Raw genomic sequence first — 17,410 nt, forward strand, 5'->3', positions numbered from 1 at the left:
TTTTGGTATCCCAAATCGCCGTCATCGCACGTCGATCGGAGGGCCCGCATGACCGCCGCCCCGTTCACCGAATCCCAGCAAGAGACGACCGCGCCACCCGACCCCCGGCTGTGGAACGAAGACCTCGCGCCGGCGAAGGAACGCCGCTGGAAGGTCTACGACATCTTCGCGCTGTGGATGTCCGACGTGCACAACCTCGGCAACTACACGTTCGCGGCCGGGCTGTTCGTGCTCGGCCTGTCCGCCTGGCAGGTGTTCACCGCCCTGCTGTTCGGCTTCGTCATCATCTACGTCGGCATGAACCTGATGGGCCGGATCGGCCAGCGCACCGGCGTGCCGTTCCCGGTCGTCGCGCGGATCAGCTTCGGCACGTTCGGCGCCAACCTGCCCGCGCTCATCCGCGCGATCATCGCGATCTTCTGGTACGGCATCCAGACCTACCTCGCGAGCGTGGCCATCACGCTGCTCGTGCTCACCATCGACCCGGGCCTGAAACCGTTGACCGAGCACGGTTTCCTCGGCCTGCACGCGCTCGGCTGGATCTGCTTCGTCGCGCTGTGGGCGGTCCAGGCGCTCATCCTCACCCGCGGCATGGAGTCCGTGCGCAAGTTCCAGGACTGGTGCGGACCGGCGATCTGGGTCGTGATGATCGCGCTCGCCGTCTGGATCCTCGCCGCCGGCAACTGGCACATTTCCCTGACCAGCAGCCCGAAACAGCTCTCGACCGGTGAGCAGATCCGCCAGTGGTTCGGCGCGGCCGGGCTGATCCTGGCCACCTACGGCACGCTGATGCTGAACTTCTGCGACTTCTCCCGCAACGCCCCGGACCAGAAGACGGTGAAGCGCGGCAACTTCTGGGGCCTGCCGATCAACTCGACGGCGTTCGCGCTGCTGTCGGTGATCGTCACCGCGGGCAGCATGCAGGTGTTCGGGGAGGCCATCACCGACCCGGCCGAGCTGCTGGCCAAGGTGCACAACACGCCGGTGCTGATCCTCGGCGCGCTGACGTTCGCCATCGCCACGATGGGCGTCAACATCGTCGCGAACTTCGTCTCCCCCGCCTACGACCTGGCCAACATCTGGCCGAAGCGGATCACCTTCACCATCGGCGGGATGATCAGCGCGGTCGCGGCGCTGTGCGTGCTGCCGTGGAAGCTCTACTCCTCGCCGGCGGTGGTCAACTACTTCCTCGGCGGGCTGGGCGCGTTCCTCGGCCCGCTGTTCGGGATCATGATCGTCGACTACTACCTGATCCGGCGCGGCAAGGTCGACGTCGCCCAGCTGTTCGTCGACGGCGGCGCATACCCGCGCGTGAATCCGCGGGCACTGGCGACGTTCTTCCCGACCGCCGCGCTGTCCGCGGTGATCGCGCTGGTGCCGTTCTTCGCCCCGGCGTCGCCGTACTCGTGGTTCATCGGCACGTCGTCGTCGGCGGCGTTGTACTTCGCCGTTTCGAGGAAGCACCGATGAGGATCGTCGTCACCAACTGCAACACCACCGAGGCGATGACGAAGGAGATCGAAGCCGGGGCCCGCGCGGCCGCGAGTCCCGGCACCGAGATCCTGGCGCGGACACCTCGCTGGGGACCGGAATCCGCGGAGGGGTGGCTCGACAGCTTCCTGTCCGCCGCGGCCGTGCTGGACCTGTTGCGGGGCCTGGACGAACCGTTCGACGCCGTCGTGCTCGCCGGGTTCGGCGAGCACGGCCGCGAAGGCGCCCGCGAACTGCTCGACGTCCCGGTCGTCGACATCACCGAAGCCGCCGCGCACCTGGCCTGCCTGCTCGGCCGCCGCTACGGCGTGGTGACCACTTTGGACCGGACGTGCGGGCTGATCGAGGACAGCCTGCACGCGGCCGGCGTCGCGCAGAACTGCGTCACGGTCACCGGCGCCGGGCTCGGCGTGCTGGAGCTGACGGACGAGCGCCGCACGGAATCGGCGCTGCTCACCGCCGGCCGCCGCGCGCGGGACGCCGGGGCGGAGGTGCTCGTGCTCGGCTGCGCGGGGATGACCGGTCTGGACCGGAAGATCGCGACGATGCTGGACATCCCGGTCATCGACGGCGTCGCGGCGGCGGTCCGGCTCGCGGAATCCCTGGTGGCACTGGGGCTGAAGACCAGCCGCGCGGGCTCGTACGCCCGGCCGCTGGACAAGAGGCGCACCTGGCCGACTGATTGACACCCGTCTTGCCGAGACGTCAGAATCCCTGCAGCCGTACCGCCGCCCGGTGACGACGTGGGGACTTCGACGTCCCCGAAAGGGCGGTGGACGTGCGAAAGGTCCTGGGCGCGCTGGTGTTGTCGGCGAGCATGCTGCTGGTCCCGGTCAGCGGGACGGCGGTGGCGGCGTCGCCACCGCACACGATCGTCACCGACGGCGCCAAGCTGGCGAAGATCAAGCAGGCGATCCGGGCCGGCCACGCGACCAAGGCGCAACGCGACGCGCTGAAAGCCGTGCTGGACAAGGCGGACACCGCCCTCACGGCCGGACCGTGGTCGGTCATGGACAAGCCGTCGGCGCCACCGAGCGGCGACAAGCACGACTACATGAGCCAGGCGCCTTACTGGTGGGCGAGCCAGCCCAAGACGCCGGAGAACCCGCAGGGCTGCCCGTACGTCAGCAAGGACGGCCAGCGCAACCCCGAGGCCGACGCGATCACCGACCACACCTACCGGATGTGGGCGTGGGACGCGATGTACTACCTCTCGCTCGCCTGGTACTACACCGGCGACGCGAAATACGCGAAGCGGGCGGCACTGGACATCCGGACGTGGTTCCTCGACCCGGCAACGCGGATGAACCCGAACATGACGTACTCGCAGATCATCCCGTGCAAGACCACGATCAGCGGCACCGGGATCATCGACTCGACCCAGTCGTTCAGCCAGCTGATGGATGCGTTCGCGCTGCTCGACGGCGGCGCACCGGGCTGGACCGGCCAGGACCGGTCCGGCATCAAGGCGTGGCTCACGCAGTACCTCGATTGGATGCGGACCAGCCCGCAGGCGAAGCTGGAACTGGCCGCCACCAACAACCACGGCACGTTCCTCGACATGCAGAACGCGACGATCTCGGCGTACCTCGGGCACCGCGACGCCGCCCGGAAGATCATCCTCGACGCCGAGCGGAAGCGGTTCCCGGTGCAGTTCGCCGCCGACGGCAGCCAGCCCCTCGAGCTGTCGCGCACGATGTCGTGGCACTACGTCAACTTCAACCTCACCGCGTGGGGCCGGATGGCGGAGGCCGGGAAGAACCTCGGCGTCGACGTCTGGAAGTACCGGTCGCCGAACGGGGTGACGCTGCGGAAGGTCGTCGACCAGCTGATCCCGGGCGCGCTGCACGGCGCGGAAGCCTGGCCGCACCAGCAGATCGGCGTGTTCGACCAGTCGATCGCCGCCGACATCTTCCATGCGGCCGCCGAAGAAGCCCACGACTCCGACGCGGCGGCCGCGCTGAAGCAGATGCCGCTGCCGGCCGGCGGCGACACCTGGCCGGTGCGCGTCTCGTGCTTCCCGCTGGACCCGCCGCTCAGGTAAATCCGGACACAACACCGCATAGCGCACCGATTCCCAGATTGGTCTAGTCCAAAGCATTGACACCCGGTGTCCGCGCGCGCACATTCATGAACGGGGCCGGACCCGCTCGTGAAGCAGCCATCGCGTACGCCCTCTCCCGCGCCGTCGCGGCCGGGAGAGGGCCGTCCGCCTGCGCGAGGAGACGCCCATGCAGCGAAGATTCGCCCTGGTCGCCGCCGCGGCCGCCGCCGTCGTCATCGGCGGGCTGACCGTCGCCGGCCCGGCCGCGCCGGGTGCGGCCGCCGCGACCTCCGGCGGGGTCCGGATCGCCTACTACGACCAGTGGAGCATCTACCAGAACGCCTACTACCTGAAGAACGTCGACGCCATCGCCGGCAACCTCGACTACCTGCTCTACGACTTCGAGAACATCGATCCCGCGAACCTGACGTGCTTCGAAGCCACGAAGGCGACGACGCCGGATCCCGGCGGGGAAAGCGATCCGAACGCCGGCGACGGCGCCGAGGACCAGTTCGCCGACTACCAGAAGTCGTTCGGCTCCGACATCAGCGTCGACGGCACCGCCGACACGTGGAACCAGCCGATCGCCGGCAACTTCCACCAGCTGCAGGAACTGAAGGCGAAGCACCCGAACCTCAAGGTGCTGCTGTCGATCGGCGGCTGGACGTACTCGAAGTACTTCTCCGACGCGGCCGCGACCGACGCCTCGCGCAAGAAGTTCGTCGGCTCCTGCCTCGACATGTTCATCAAGGGCAACATCCCCGCGTCCGGCGGCTACGGCGGTCCGGGCACCGCGGCGGGCATCTTCGACGGCATCGACATCGACTGGGAGTACCCGGGATCGCCCACCGGGCACGTCGGCAACCACTACAGCGCCGCCGACACCGCGAACTACACGGCGCTGCTGGCGGAGTTCCGCAGCGAGCTGGACGCGCTGGGCGGCAAGCACTACGCGCTCTCGGCGGCGTTGCCCGGCGGCCAGGACAAGATCGCGAAGCTGCAGACCGACCGGATCGGGCAGTACCTGGACTTCGGCAACGCGATGACCTACGACATGCACGGCGCGTGGGACGCGACCGGGCCGACCAACTTCCAGGACCCGCTGTACTCGTCGCCGAACGACCCGTCCGGCACGATCCCGCCGGGCACCGAGAAGTACACGATCGACTCGGTGGTCAAGGACTACCTGCACGGCAACAGCACCTACGGCATCGCGGGCGGGTTCCCGGCGGGGAAGCTGACGCTGGGCATCCCGTTCTACTACCGCGGCTGGACCGGCGTGCCCGCCGGGCCGAACCACGGCCTGTACCAGTCGGCTTCGGGCCCGTCGCCCGGGCACGCGCTGAGCGGCAACGTCCCCGGCGTCGCGATGTACAAGGAGCTGTCCGGTGTGGTCGACAACCCCGCGGACACGTACTGGGACCCGGTCACGCAGTCGGCCTGGTTCTACGACGGGACGAACTTCTACGGCGGCTCGTCGGCGCAGTCGGTCCGGGCGCGCACGGACTACATCCACTGCACGGGCCTGGGCGGCGCGATGATGTTCTCGCTCTACGACCTGGATCCGGGCTCGACGCTGTTCCACGCGGTGGTCGACGGTCTCGCGGCCTCGACGCCGAACTGCTCGGCCCCGCCGACCACGACACCCACCACCCCGACGACGACCACCACACCCACGACCTCCACGACCCCCACCACTCCGCCGACGACGACCACCACACCGCCGTCGATCCCCGCGTGGGCACCGAACACGGCGTACGCGGTGGGCGCGAAGGTGACCTACAACGGCGTCACGTACACGTGCCGCCAAGCCCACACCTCGCTGGTGGGCTGGGAACCGCCCAACGTCCCGGCCCTCTGGCTGGCGAGCTGAAAGATGTCGTGAGTGAGAAACAGTGTTCTAACCCTGTTTCTCACTCACGACGTCAGTTGCCGTTGGGGGCGCCGACACCCGGGGCGGGCGCGGTCGCGTTACCCGCGATGCCGTAGCGCCCGGCGCCGCCGTCGAGCTGTTCCTTCAGCGCCAGGATCGTGCTGACCCGGCCGGCCGACGTGTCGACGTTGTCCACAGTGGACAGGATCGACGTCGCGGACGTGTCCGCGCGGACCACGCCCAGTGCGCCGGTGCCGTCCGCGGAACCCGCGTCACCCGCGAGCACCGTGCCCGCGCCGGAGCGGTCGAGCTGCGTGGCGAACCGGGCGACCGTCGCCGCGCGGTCGCCCGCGCCGTCGCCGGTCGCCTGGGCGCCGGTCAGCACGATCGCCAGCTGCGCCGGCTTGACGTCGCCGCCCGCCTTGACGAACCCGCCGTCGGTGAGCCCGCCGATCGCGGCCGCCAGCTCCTCGGGCGACGACTGCGGCTTCGCCGTGGTCTTGTCCAGCAGCAGCACCGAACCGAGCAGCGCGCCGGCGAGCGTGCCGGAGTCACCCGCGGTCGGGAACTTCGAGCCGGCGGGCTGCAGCCGCGTGACGACGTCGCGCAGCTGGTCGGCCTTCTCCGGGTCGGCGAACGCGGACGTCAGCTGCACCTCACCGGTCACCGCCGCCCCGGCCTGGCCGATCAGCTGCTTGAGCGCGTCCCGGTCGGCCGGACGCGCGTCCTCGGTGGTCACGAGCACCACCGACCGCTTGTCCAGCGCGCCCGCGACGACCTTCGGCCCCATCGAGCCGGCGAACGCGTCCGCGTCGGCCAGCCGTGCGTTGAGCGCGTTGCGTTGCGCCTCGAGGTCGGAGACCTGGCTGCCGAGGTCCTTCTTCTCCCCCGCGAGCCCCGACAGCAGCGTGCCGTTCAGCGCCGTCGAGCCGAGCACGACCCCGACGGCCAGCGCGAGGAAGCAGGCGGCGATGGAAACGACGTGGTAGCGCAGCGAAATCACGTGAACAATCCCTTGACCCAGGCGGCGAACGAGTTCCAGGTGTGCTTGAGCCAGTCGAGGTAGACCGAGCCCACGTCGGACACCAGCAGGGCCGCGGCGACGACCACGACCGCGGCGAGCACGAGCAGCACGACCGCGCCGATCGACACCCGGCTGCGGTGCAGCGTCGCCACCGCCTTCCCGTCGACGAGCTTCGTGCCGAGCTTGAGCCGGGTCAGGAACGTCGACGGGTTCGACCCGGACCGGCCGTGGTCGAGGAATTCGCGCAGGGTGGCCTGGAACCCGACCGTGACGACCAGGCTCGCGCCGTGGGCGTCGGCCAGCAGCAACGCGAGGTCCTCGGCGTTGCCGGATGCCGGGAAGGTCACCGCGCCGATACCGAGGTCCTGGATCCGCTCGACGCCCGGGGCGTGCCCGTCCGGCTGCGCGGGCACCACGACCTCGCCGCCGCCGCGCAGGGTGGCGGTGCCGATGCCGGTGGGGTCGCCGACGACGACGTCCGGCTTGTACCCCTGCACGCGCAGCGTGTCCGCGCCGGCGTCGACACCGATCATGACCGGCCGGTGCTCGGCGATGTACTTCTTGAGCTTCTTGAGGTCCTCGGCGTGCCCGTTGCCGCCGGCGACGACCAGCACGTGCCGGTCGCGGATGGCGACCTTCAGCTCCGGCACGCCGACGCCGTCCAGGATCAGCGTGCGCTCGCGGCGCAGGAACTCGATGGTGTTGGCCGAGAACGCCTCCAGCTGCGTCGACATCCCGGCCTTGGCCTCGATCATCTGGTCCGCGACGCTGTCGGCGGTCTGCTCGATGCCGGAGGCCACCTGGCGCTCGCCGACGTACACGACGCCGTCGTGCAGCCGCAGCTTCGTGCCGTCCTTGATCGAGCGCAGCAGCTCGCCGCCGACCGAGTCGACGAGCGGAATCCCGGCGCCGATGAGGATCTCCGGGCCCAGGTTCGGGAACCGGCCGGAGATCGACGGCGACGCGTTGACCACGCCGGCGACCTCCGCCTCGACCAGGGCGTCGGCCGTCTGGCGATCGAGGTCCAGCTGGTCGAGCACGACGATGTCGCCGGGACTGATCCGGCGCAGCAGCTCCCGGGTGCGCCGGTCCACGCGGGCGACGCCGGTGATCCCCGGAAGGGGTTCTTGGTTCCGCGTGAGCAGGCCGGTGAGCTTCATGTGGCCGATGGTGACAAATTTGCTCGTGGGACGATGCTCGCCACGCCGAAGCCGGGGTGACTCGTTGTGGTGACCTCCCCCGCACGGGTCAGGCGTCCGACTCCTCCGACAGCGACCCGAAACCGAGGTTCACCCAGGGGCTGCCCGGGTCCTGAAGGAGCTGGTGGTGAACCCGCACGGCCGCCGGGTACCACTCGCCGAACTCGTCGTCCTCGGCGTGCAGCACGCGGCCCATGAGGTACCCGGCCGACAGGTCGGCCCATGACTGGTGGTAGCGGCGCGCCAGCGAGCCCGCTTCGAGCACCATCAGCTCGGCGGTCAGCGCGTCGCAGTACCCGGCCGCCAGGCCCCACCGCGCGATGTTGACCGCCCGGCCGACGTCCCACGCGAGCGCCGTCGTGACGAAACCGTCCGCGTCGACCAGGCCGTCGGCCCGGAAGCGCTGTTCGCAGCGCGACACCCGGCGGACGGTGTGCCGCAGCTCCTCGGCCTGGTCGGCCGCGTCGTTCTCCGCGCACCAGCGGTCCACCCGCTCCGCCCAGGTCAGCGGGTCGAACTCGCCGCTGGTCAGCCCGTACTCGGCGGCGAACCGCAGCCGCAGCATGAGCACGAGGTTGCCCGGCGTCAGCGCGTAGCCGTCGCCGATCAGGTCGGCCATCGTCGCGCGCCAGGCCGGCGGGTCCGGCACGCCCCACCAGTCCCGCAGGCTCCGCACTTCGGCGACGTAGTCGTGGCGGCGCGCGTCGAGGACGTTCCACGGCGCCGCGTTGAGCACGGCCAGGTGCGCCCCGCAGGCCAGCGCGTGCGCGATCGGGCCCTCGAGGTGCCCGTACGGCGCGGTGATCAGCCGCTCGACCTGCTCCTCCAGCGGGACGACGTCGTCGTGGTGGGCGTCGAGCCACGGCTGCAGGGTCGCGCCGGACAGCCGCCACTCGCCGCGGGTGCCGCGGTTGAACACGACCCGCTCGTGCCGCCCGACGCCGTCGACCGCCCAGTCCAGCGCCCCGCTCATGGCGACGACGTCCGGGCCGAGGTCCGGCAGCGCGCCACGGGTGAAGACCTGCAGGAACTCGTCGCCGCCGGTCTCGAAGTAGACGTTGGGGAACGTCTCCGCCCGCTCGTCGAGGATGCTGTGGGCGTCCACGCGCCGGATCGGGACGAAGAGCTCCTCCCCGGCGAGCAGGCCGAGGTAGCGGTCCAGGTCGCCGTCGCGGCGGGCGGCGGCCAGCTGGGCTTCGACGTCGGCGGGCGGCGGCAGGATCACGGGGCGGCTCCCTCCGCTCGGCCGGTCAGCACGACGAGCTTGCCCGCCGTCCGGTTGTGCTCCAAGTCGTCGTGCGCCTGCCGGATCTCCGTCATCGAGTACACCTTCGCGGGACCGAGGGTCGCGGTGCCGTCGGCGATCCGGTCGAGGTGGCGCTGGAGGACGGAGGCGGGCAGGTCGTCCGCCTCCCCACCATAAGCGGTCAACCGCACCCCGGCGGGAAGGTAGCCGATCGGATAGAAGTTCGAGATCGTCCACTGGTTGGACAACATGCCGGTGAAGCAGACGGTGCCGTGCACCCGGGTGGCGTTCAGGGTGTCCGGCAGGGTCGGCGTCCCGACGAGCTCGAGGGCGGCGTCGACGCCTTCGGGCGCGATCTCGCGGACCTGGCTCGCGACGTCGCCGTCGTCGAGGAGCGGGTGGTCGACGCCGTGGTCGCGCAGGATGCCGAGCCGTTCTTCCTGGCGGGTGGTGGCGAAGACGGTGGCGCCGAGGTCCTTGGCCAGGGTCGCGGTGGCGAACCCGAGCGCGGACGTGCCGCCGCGGATCAGCAGCGTCTGACCCGCCTTGAGGTCGAGCCCGGTGGTGAGCGAGCCGTACGCGGTCTGCAGCGTCTCGGGCACCTGGCCGATGACCTCCCACGGCAGGTCGCTCCGGAACGGGATGACCTGCGCTCGCGGGACGACGGTGTATTCGGCGTAGCCGCCGTCGAACGTCCGGCCCATCCCGCCCATCATCGTGGCGACCTGCTGCCCGGGTTCGAACCCGTCGCCGGCGTCGACGATCCCGACCGCTTCGATGCCGGGGACGCGCGGGAAGGTGACGCCTTCGGCGAGCCCGAGCCGGGTGTGCAGCTCGGACCGGTTGAGCCCGAACGCCTCAACGGCGATCCGGACCCAGCCGGGTTTCACCTCGGGCAGCGGGAGATCCTTCAGTTCGAGGTTCTCGACGGGACCGGGTTCTCGGAGTACCACCGCGCGCATCCTGGGTCCTTTCTTCGCAGGCAAACAGTCCGCACAACAACTGTCCGCACGAGTAGTATTCCCGGCATGACGTTGTCCCCCGAGCACGACGCGGCCTGGCGGGGTTTCCTGCGCTCGTCGGCGCTGCTGCTGAGGGTGCTGGACGCCGAACTGCGCGCCGAGCACGGCATGACGCACCGGACGTACGACGCGCTGGTCCAGCTGTCGGAGGCCCCGGACCGGCGGCTGCACATGAAGGAGCTGGCGGACGCGCTGGTGCACAGCACCAGCGGCTTGACCCGCGTGGTCGACGGCCTGGAACGCGACGGCTACGCCCGCCGCGAGGTGGACCCGGCGAACCGCAGGTCGACGCTGGTGGTGCTGACGGACGCCGGCCTGGCGGCGCTGGAGGCGGCGTGGCCCACGCACGTGCGCGGGGTCGAGCGGTACTTCGCGGACAAGGTGAGCTCCGAGCAGGCGCGGGTGCTGGCCGAGGTGTTCGGCGACATCAACGCCGACCTCGAAAACCGCTGAGCCTCGGCTCCCGGCCGGCACTGCGGCAAGCCGAGCCCCTACTTCTTCTTGCCCCGCTTGGGTTTCGGAGCCGGCTCGGCTTTGGCCTTCTCCGCCGTCGCGAGCAGCTCCTCGGCGTGCGCCCGCCCCGTCTCGGTGTCGTCCATGCCGGCGAGCATCCGGGCCAGCTCGTTCACCCGCTCGGTCTGGCTGAGGTTCTTCACGCCACTGCGCGTCACGCCGCCGCTGTGGCCCTTGTCCACCACCAGGTGCTGGTCGGCGAACGCCGCCACCTGCGGCAGGTGCGTGACCACCAGGACCTGGTGCGTCCGCGCCAGCCTGGCGAGCCGCCGGCCGATCTCGACCGCCGCGCGGCCGCCCACGCCGGCGTCGACCTCGTCGAACACCAGGGTCTGGACCGTGTCCGCGTGCGCCAGCACCACCTCGATCGCCAGCATCACCCGCGACAGCTCACCGCCCGAAGCGGCCTTGTGCACCGGCAGCGGCGGCGCGCCGTTGTGGGCGCGCAACAGCAGCTCGACGTCGTCGACGCCGTCCGGGCCCGCGTGCACCGCGCGGCCGTCGATCGTCAGCGCGTGCGTGTCGCCGTGCTCGGCCGGGCGCTGCTCGACCGTCACCTCGATCGCCGCCTGGCCCATCGCCAGCCCGGACAGCTCGCGCGTGATCTCCTCCGCCAGCTCGGCCGCCGCCTTCTCCCGCGCGCCCGACACCTCGACCGCGTGCGCGGCCAGCTGCACCGCGAGCTGGTCGCGCCGCAGCGCCAGCTCGGCGAGCGCCTCCTCCGAGGTGTCCATCGACTCGAGCCGGCGCCGGGCGTCGTCGGCCCAGGCGAGCACGCCGTCGACGTCCGCCGCGTACTTGCGGGTCAGGCGCTTGAGGTCGGCCTGGCGGGCGAGGACCTTCTCCAGCAGCGCCGGGTCGGCGTCCAGCGTCTCGACGTAGCTGCCCAGCTCGGACCCGACGTCGGTCAGCAGCGTCGACGCCTCCTCCAGCCGCGGCGCCAGCTCGCGCAGCACCGCGTCTTCGGACGTCGAGAGCCGCCGCAGCGCCTCGGACACCAGGGCCATCGCGCTCGGCGCGTCCGGGTCGCCGTCCGGCGAGCCCGACAGCGCGATGTGCGCCTCGGTCGCGGCCGCGCGCAGCTCGTCGGCCGCCGCGAGCCGCTTGATCTGCCCGGTGAGCTCGACGTCCTCGCCCGGCTCCGGCGCGACGGCGTCGATCTCGGTGAGCCCGTGCTTGAGCAGGTCGGCCTGCTGGGCCATCTCCCGCGAGCGCGTCGACCGCTCGGTCAGCTCCGCGATCACCGAAAGCCACTCGGACCGGACCTCGCGGTACGCGGTCAGCGGCTTCGCCACCGCGTCGCCGGCGAACCGGTCGATCACCTCGCGCTGCTCGCTCGGGCGCAGCAGCCGCAGCTGGTCGTTCTGCCCGTGCACCGCGATCAGCTGTTCGGACAGCTCCGCGAGCACGCCGACCGGCACCGACCGGCCGCCCAGGTGGGCGCGCGACCGCCCGTCGACCGCGACGGCCCGCAGCGCGATGACGCTGCCGTCCTCGTCGACGTCGGCGCCCGACTCGGCGACGATCCGCTCGGCGCCTTCGACCCCGGAATAGGTGAACCGCCCTTCCACGAACGCCTTGAGCATCCCCGTCCGGACCTTGGACACCTCGGCCCGGCCCCCGGAGAGCAGGTGCAGCCCGGTGACGACCATGGTCTTACCGGCACCCGTCTCACCGGTCACGACGGTGAAGCCCGCGTGCAGTTCCAGCAGGGCGTCCTCGATGACTCCGAGGCCCTGGATGCGCATCTCGGCCAGCACGCCGCCTACGGTAGCGGCCCCCACCGACACTCTGCGCGCGCGGGCACCCGGCGAGTCGCCGATATGTTCGAATGAATCGCCGAATGGTCAGTCTTCGCAGGGACGCGCGTGGCGCTCCCGCCAGCTCTTCACCGGCAGCGAGAACTTCTGCACCAGCCGGTCGGTGAACGGCCCGTCCCACAGGCGGACCAGCCGCACCGGGGTCTTGCCGCACGTCACCCGCACCCGCGCGCCCGGCGGCAGGTCGAGGTGCCGGGTCCCGTCGCAGGTCAGGACGGCCGGCGAGCCGTCCGGATCGATCCCGACCGTGATCACCGAGTTCCGCGACACGACCAGCGGCCGCGCGAACATCGCGTGCGCGTTGCTCGGCACGACCAGCAAAGCCTCGACGTCCGGCCAGATGATCGGGCCACCCGCCGAGAACGCGTACGCCGTCGAACCGGTCGGTGTGGCGCAGAGCACACCGTCGCAGCCGAAGGCCGACACCGGACGGCCGTCGACCTCGATCAGCGCGTCCAGGACCCGCTCGCGGGTGCTCTTCTCGACGCTGGCCTCGTTGAGCGCCCACGTGCGGGCGACCTCTTCGCCGTCGTGGGTGACCGTGACGTCGATGGTCATCCGCGGTTCGACCTGGTAGTCGCCGTCGACGACGCGCTGCACGGTGTCGGCCAGCGCGTCCGAGTCGGCCTCGGCGAGGAAGCCGACGCGGCCGAGGTTCACGCCGAGCACCGGCACCCCCGCCGGGCGGGCCAGCTCGGCCGCGCGCAGCAGCGTGCCGTCACCGCCGAGGACGAAGACGAGCTCGACCCCTTCGGCGGGGTTGTCGTCCGGGTCCACGACGGTGCAGGTCGAGCCGACGCCGTGCTCGTCCGGGTTGATCAGCGCGCACACGTCGTGCTCGATCACCCGGATCCGGATGCCGGCCTTGGCGAAGCGCGCCGAAACCTCGCGCGCGGCTTCGCCCGTCGCTTCGCGATCGGGGTGCACCATGAGGAGCACTTCACGTTCGGTGGTCATGCGGGCCCTTCCTCGACGGCGGTTCGGACGAGCCGCTCGGCCTCAGACCTGTCTACCGCGTCCACAGTGGACTCGGCCACGTGTTCTTTCTTCAGCCACACGAAGTACTCGACGTTCCCCGACGGCCCGGGCAGCGGGCTCGCGGTGACCCCGCGCAGTGCGAGGCCGAGCTTCGCGGCTTCGTCGATGACGGTGAGCACCGATTCGGCGCGCAGCTCCGGGTCGCGGACGACGCCGCCGCTGCCGAGCCGGTCCTTGCCCACCTCGAACTGCGGTTTCACCATCGGCACGAGGTCGGCGCCTTCGCGCGCGCAGGCGGCGAGCGCGGGCAGCACGAGCTTGAGCGAGATGAACGAGAGGTCGCCGACGACGACGTCGACCTGGCCGCCGAGGTCCTCGGGCGAGAGGTTGCGAACGTTGGTGCGGTCCATGACCACCACCCGTTCGTCGGTGCGGATCCGCCAGTCGAGCAGGCCACGGCCCACGTCGGCGGCGATCACGGTCGCGGCGCCGTTGCGCAGCAGGACGTCGGTGAAGCCGCCGGTGGACGCGCCGGCGTCGAGGCAGCGCTTGCCCTCGACGCTGAGGCCGGTGAACGCCTCCAGCGCGCCGAGCAGCTTGTGCGCGCCGCGGGAGGCCCAGCCGGGGTCGTCCTCGTCCTTGACGACGATGGGCGCGTCGGATTCCACGCCGGTGGCGGGCTTGCTGGCCACCATGCCGCGCACGGTGACCTTGCCGCCGGTGATCAGGGCCGAGGCCTGCTCGCGCGACCGGGCGAGGCCGCGCCGAACCAGTTCCGCGTCGAGGCGCGCCCGCTTGGGCACCGTGGTCAGACCTTGTCGATGCTGGAGAGGGCGACCGTCAGCTCGGTGTGCACGGCGTCGAACCGCTCGACGTGCTCCGCGAGCGGCAGGGCGTCGAGGTCGTCCAGCCCGGCGACGGCTTCGTCGATGCCGGCCCGTGGGTCGGTCTGCTGCGAGAACGAACCGGGCGGCGGGCCCGGGACGGGGTAGGGATGCACGTTACGAACGGTAGCAGTCAGGGCAGGCGGGCCTTCGTGTCCTCGCCGAGTTCGGTGACGCCGGTCTCCCAGGCCACGTGGCAGAGCGCCCGGAGCAGGTCCAGGTCGTCGCCGTCGCCCTGCGCGGTCAAGGTCCCGTTCTCGACGGTCACGGTCCAGCCCGGCCGGGGACCGATCCTCAGGTCTTCGGCCCGCTCGGTGAGCGCCGTCAGGTCCTTCGCGAGGTAGGTGCCGCGCTCGGCCGGGACGGCCGCGATCAGCTGTTCCGGCGTCGCGACACCGGAGAGGACGACGAGGGAGTCGATGCCCGCGGCGACCGCGCCGGCGATGTCGGTGTCCAGCCGGTCGCCGACCACCAAGGGCCGGTTCGCGCCCGCCGAGCGGGCGGCGGTCTCGAACAGCAGCGGCTCGGGCTTCCCGGCGACCAGCGGCCGGACGTCGGTGGCGGTCCGCAGCGCGGCGACCATCGAGCCGTTGCCGGGCAGCAGCCCGCGTTCGCTGGGCAGGGTGGCGTCGACGTTGCAGGCCACCCAGAGCGCGCCGGCGCGGATGGCGAGGCAGGCTTCGGCCAGCGCGGCCCAGGTGTTGTCGGGCGAGTGGCCCTGGACGACCGCCTGGACGCTCTCGGCGTTCTCGCGAACGGCTTTGAGGCCTGCCCCGTTCACTTCGGCGGCGAGGGACTCGGTGCCGACGACGAGAACCTCGGCGCCGGGGTCCAGCCGTTCCTTGAGCAGCTGCACGCCGGCTTGGGCGCTGGTGTGCACCTCGCCGGCGTCGGCGGGCATGCCGAGGCCGGTGAGGTGGTCGACGACCTCGGCCGGGGCCTTGGACGCGTTGTTCGTGACGAAGCGGACGGGGGTGCCGTGCTCGCGCGCGGCCCGCACCGTCTCCGGGGCGCCCGGGATGACCCGGGTGCCGTGGTAGACGGTGCCGTCGAGGTCGAACAGGACCGCGTCGTAGGCCGCGAGCAAGGCGTCACTCATCCGAGTCGGTCGTCTCCTCGTTCTTTTCTTCGTTGGCCAGATCGGCGGCGCGCTCGGCGGCGTCGGTCTCGTCTTCGGCGTCGGCCTCGGCGGCGTTGAGGAACCACCGGACGGCCTCGTCCTTGCGTCCGGCGGCGACGAGGTTGTCGGCGTAGGCGTAGAAGAGGCGGGCGCTCCACGGGTCGCGCTTCTCGGCCTTGAGGTCGTCACCCTGCAGCGAGACGACGGCGGCGTCGAGCTGCCCGAGGTCCCGCCGCGCCCCGGCGGCGACGATGGCGAGCTCGACCTGCGTGGCCTTGTTCAGCTTCGCGGTGTCGGCTTCCTTCGCGAGGTCGAGGGCGCGCTCGGGCCGGCCGAGGGCGCGCTCGGCGTCGGCGATGATGGCGATGTGGTCGTCGCTGCGGGTCATCCGCCGGACGGCCCGCAGTTCGGAGAGGGCTTCCGACCAGTTCCCGGCGTGGTAGGCGACGAGGCCGAGCGCCTCCCGCACGATCGGCACGCGCGAAGCCTTGGCCTTGGCGTACTTGGCGTGCTCGAGCGCGGCCTCGGGATCGGAGTCGACCAGCCCACCGGCGGCGACGAGGTGCTTCCCGACGGTCTCGGCCAGGCCCTTGGGCAGGGTCCGCAGCTCACGGCGGGCGTCCTCGTCGAGGTCGGAGAACTCGATGTCCTCGGGGAGTTCCGGGGCTTCGAGGAGTTCCTTGGCGAGGGCCTCGTCGTCGAGCGGAGCGCCCACGCGCGGCTGCGGGTCGCGGCGGGGACGGTCCCGCCGGGTGTCGTCGCGCTTGTCGTCACGCTTGAAGCCACCGGCGCGGGGGCCGCGGTCGTCGCGCTTGAAGCCACCGGTCTGACCGCTGCGGTCTTCCCGCTTGAACCCGCCGCGGTCGTCGTCGCGGCGCTGGTAGCCGCCGCGCGAGTCCGAGCCACGGTCGTCGCGGCGCTGGTAGCTGCCACGCGAGTCCGAACCGCGGTCCCGGTCGTCGCGGCGCTGGTAACCGCCACGCGAATCCGAACCACCACGGCTCCGGTCATCGTCACGGCGCTGGTAGCTGCCACGCGAATCGGAGCCACCACGGTCGCGGTCGTCATCGCGGCGCTGATAGCTGCCGCGGGACTCCGAACCACGGCCGCGGTCGTCGTCCCGCCGCTGGTAGCTGCCACGCGAATCGGAACCGCCACGACTGCGGTCATCGTCGCGGCGCTGGTAACCGCCGCGCGAGTCCGAACCGCCGCGGTCGCGGTCATCGCGGCGCTGGTAACCGCCGCGCGAGTCCGAGCCACCACGGTTGCGGTCATCGTCACGGCGCTGGTAGCTGCCGCGGGACTCCGAACTACGGCTGCGGTCATCGTCCCGCCGCTGGTAACCGCCGCGCGAGTCCGAACCGCCGCGGTCGCGGTCATCGCGGCGCTGGTAACCGCCGCGCGAATCGGAGCCACTGCGGCCGCGGTCGTCGTCGCGGCGCTGGTACCCGCCGCGCGAGTCCGAGGCGCGGTCGTCGCGGCGCTGGTAGCCGCCGCGGGAGTCGGAGCCGGCGCGGCCTCGGTCGTCCGATCGGAAGCCGCCGCTGCGGTCTTCCCAGCGCGGCTTGCGGTCTCCGTACGATGACTTGCCCTGGGGGCGACCGCCGCGGTCGTCCTGGCCTCGGCTCGAGTTCTCGTAGCGCCCGCCGTCGCGGTCCGAACGGCCCGGGCCGCCCGAATAGCGGCCGGCGCCCGAGCGGCCGGCGCCCGAGCGGAAGCCGCCGCGCCGGTCGTCGCGGTCGCTCGTGCCGCGGCCCTGGCCTGCGTATCCTCCGCGCTGGTCGCGGTCACGGGGACCGTCGCCGCCGCGGAAGGGCTTGCCGCCGCCGCGGACCCCGCGGTCGTCGCGGCGCGGCCGGCCCTGGTAACCGCCGTCGCGGCCGCCACGGTCCTGCCGCGCGCCGCGCTGGTTCCCCCGGGGTGCGTCCGATCGGCCCCGGGAGCCTTCGTCCCGGCGTGCCGACCGGCCGGACCCATCATCCGCTGAGTCTCGTCGACCGAACTCGGACACCTGGCCTCCTGCCATGCAAAAAATCTTGTTCCGGACATACGCGTACGGCCCGCTAGGGCAGCCAACTGGCTATCCTAACGGGCCGTACGGAAGGTAAGTTCGGCGGTGTCCTACTCTCCCACAACCCTTCGGTTGCAGTACCATCGGCGCTGTCAGGCTTAGCTTCCGGGTTCGGAATGGGACCG

15 protein-coding genes and 1 rRNA gene are annotated in these 17,410 nt (G+C 71.5%); 5 read left to right on the forward strand and 11 right to left on the reverse strand.

Annotated elements, in window-relative coordinates; all coding sequences use genetic code 11:
* The first annotated feature begins 48 nt into the window (after window positions 1–48).
* The 4 genes from AB0J40_RS40645 (at window position 49) to AB0J40_RS40660 (ending at window position 5,408) form a co-directional block, all read left to right on the forward strand.
* A complete protein-coding gene (locus AB0J40_RS40645; RefSeq protein WP_364464745.1) occupies window positions 49–1,470 on the forward strand; it encodes an NCS1 family nucleobase:cation symporter-1 in 1,422 nt (473 codons plus the stop codon).
* Window positions 1,467–2,177 carry an aspartate/glutamate racemase family protein gene (locus AB0J40_RS40650; RefSeq protein WP_364464747.1) on the forward strand — a complete coding sequence of 237 codons (711 nt, stop codon included), beginning with the start codon at window positions 1,467–1,469 and terminating at the stop codon, window positions 2,175–2,177. Before AB0J40_RS40645 ends, AB0J40_RS40650 begins: the two co-directional genes overlap by 4 nt.
* Window positions 2,178–2,269: 92 nt before the next feature.
* The gene (locus AB0J40_RS40655) at window positions 2,270–3,535 is read left to right on the forward strand and encodes an alginate lyase family protein (protein ID WP_364464749.1); all 1,266 of its coding nucleotides are present in this window, start codon (window positions 2,270–2,272) and stop codon (window positions 3,533–3,535) included.
* A gap of 187 nt (window positions 3,536–3,722) precedes the next feature.
* A complete protein-coding gene (locus tag AB0J40_RS40660) occupies window positions 3,723–5,408 on the forward strand; it encodes a glycosyl hydrolase family 18 protein (protein WP_364464751.1) in 1,686 nt (561 codons plus the stop codon).
* Between the two features lie 52 nt (window positions 5,409–5,460).
* On the opposite strand, the gene AB0J40_RS40665 is transcribed toward AB0J40_RS40660, so the two are convergent.
* From AB0J40_RS40665 to AB0J40_RS40680, 4 genes are all read right to left on the reverse strand, one after another.
* Window positions 5,461–6,411, reverse strand: a complete 951-nt coding sequence (locus AB0J40_RS40665; RefSeq protein WP_364464753.1) for a copper transporter — start codon at window positions 6,409–6,411, stop codon at window positions 5,461–5,463.
* Window positions 6,408–7,592, reverse strand: coding sequence for a putative cytokinetic ring protein SteA (gene steA / locus AB0J40_RS40670; protein ID WP_364464755.1), 1,185 nt, complete (start codon window positions 7,590–7,592; stop codon window positions 6,408–6,410). The genes AB0J40_RS40665 and steA overlap by 4 nt, the downstream gene beginning before the upstream one ends.
* Before the next feature lie 88 nt (window positions 7,593–7,680).
* Complete coding sequence (locus AB0J40_RS40675) at window positions 7,681–8,856, reverse strand: DUF1266 domain-containing protein (RefSeq protein WP_364464756.1); 1,176 nt, start codon at window positions 8,854–8,856, stop codon at window positions 7,681–7,683.
* Window positions 8,853–9,839, reverse strand: coding sequence for a zinc-binding alcohol dehydrogenase family protein (locus tag AB0J40_RS40680; RefSeq protein ID WP_364464758.1), 987 nt, complete (start codon window positions 9,837–9,839; stop codon window positions 8,853–8,855). Before AB0J40_RS40680 ends, AB0J40_RS40675 begins: the two co-directional genes overlap by 4 nt.
* A 66-nt stretch (window positions 9,840–9,905) precedes the next feature.
* Between AB0J40_RS40680 and AB0J40_RS40685 the strand changes: the two genes are divergently transcribed.
* On the forward strand, window positions 9,906–10,352 hold the full coding sequence (locus AB0J40_RS40685) for a MarR family transcriptional regulator (RefSeq protein ID WP_364464759.1): 447 nt from the start codon (window positions 9,906–9,908) through the stop codon (window positions 10,350–10,352).
* 38 nt (window positions 10,353–10,390) lie between these two features.
* Here the strand turns inward: AB0J40_RS40685 and recN are convergent, their stop codons facing one another.
* The 7 genes from recN to rrf all read right to left on the reverse strand — a co-directional run.
* Window positions 10,391–12,172 carry a DNA repair protein RecN gene (gene recN, locus AB0J40_RS40690; protein WP_364464761.1) on the reverse strand — a complete coding sequence of 594 codons (1,782 nt, stop codon included), beginning with the start codon at window positions 12,170–12,172 and terminating at the stop codon, window positions 10,391–10,393.
* Between the two features lie 87 nt (window positions 12,173–12,259).
* Window positions 12,260–13,189 carry an NAD kinase gene (locus AB0J40_RS40695; RefSeq protein ID WP_364464763.1) on the reverse strand — a complete coding sequence of 310 codons (930 nt, stop codon included), beginning with the start codon at window positions 13,187–13,189 and terminating at the stop codon, window positions 12,260–12,262.
* Window positions 13,186–14,013 (reverse strand): TlyA family RNA methyltransferase, encoded by an 828-nt coding sequence (locus tag AB0J40_RS40700; protein WP_364464765.1) that lies wholly within the window; start codon window positions 14,011–14,013, stop codon window positions 13,186–13,188. The genes AB0J40_RS40695 and AB0J40_RS40700 overlap by 4 nt, the downstream gene beginning before the upstream one ends.
* 5 nt (window positions 14,014–14,018) lie before the next feature.
* Window positions 14,019–14,210 carry a hypothetical protein gene (locus AB0J40_RS40705; protein WP_364464766.1) on the reverse strand — a complete coding sequence of 64 codons (192 nt, stop codon included), beginning with the start codon at window positions 14,208–14,210 and terminating at the stop codon, window positions 14,019–14,021.
* Window positions 14,211–14,227: 17 nt separating this feature from the next.
* The gene (locus AB0J40_RS40710; protein WP_364464768.1) at window positions 14,228–15,193 is read right to left on the reverse strand and encodes an HAD-IIA family hydrolase; all 966 of its coding nucleotides are present in this window, start codon (window positions 15,191–15,193) and stop codon (window positions 14,228–14,230) included.
* Window positions 15,186–17,225, reverse strand: coding sequence for a hypothetical protein (locus AB0J40_RS40715; protein ID WP_364464770.1), 2,040 nt, complete (start codon window positions 17,223–17,225; stop codon window positions 15,186–15,188). The genes AB0J40_RS40710 and AB0J40_RS40715 overlap by 8 nt, the downstream gene beginning before the upstream one ends.
* A 97-nt stretch (window positions 17,226–17,322) precedes the next feature.
* A 5S ribosomal RNA gene (gene rrf, locus AB0J40_RS40720) occupies window positions 17,323–17,410 on the reverse strand; the annotation flags it as partial.

The organism is Amycolatopsis sp. NPDC049691 (assembly GCF_040675005.1).
GTDB lineage: Bacteria > Actinomycetota > Actinomycetes > Mycobacteriales > Pseudonocardiaceae > Amycolatopsis.

Excerpts from the sequence above, each read along its gene's own strand:
- AB0J40_RS40645 (WP_364464745.1), top strand. The coding sequence starts at position 49 with ATGACCGCCGCCCCGTTCACCGAATCCCAGCAAGAGACGACCGCGCCA.
- AB0J40_RS40650 (WP_364464747.1), top strand. The coding sequence starts at position 1,467 with ATGAGGATCGTCGTCACCAACTGCAACACCACCGAGGCGATGACGAAG.
- AB0J40_RS40660 (WP_364464751.1), top strand. The coding sequence starts at position 3,723 with ATGCAGCGAAGATTCGCCCTGGTCGCCGCCGCGGCCGCCGCCGTCGTC.
- steA (WP_364464755.1), bottom strand. The coding sequence starts at position 7,592 with ATGAAGCTCACCGGCCTGCTCACGCGGAACCAAGAACCCCTTCCGGGG.
- AB0J40_RS40680 (WP_364464758.1), bottom strand. The coding sequence starts at position 9,839 with ATGCGCGCGGTGGTACTCCGAGAACCCGGTCCCGTCGAGAACCTCGAA.
- AB0J40_RS40685 (WP_364464759.1), top strand. The coding sequence starts at position 9,906 with ATGACGTTGTCCCCCGAGCACGACGCGGCCTGGCGGGGTTTCCTGCGC.
- AB0J40_RS40695 (WP_364464763.1), bottom strand. The coding sequence starts at position 13,189 with ATGACCACCGAACGTGAAGTGCTCCTCATGGTGCACCCCGATCGCGAA.
- AB0J40_RS40710 (WP_364464768.1), bottom strand. The coding sequence starts at position 15,193 with ATGAGTGACGCCTTGCTCGCGGCCTACGACGCGGTCCTGTTCGACCTC.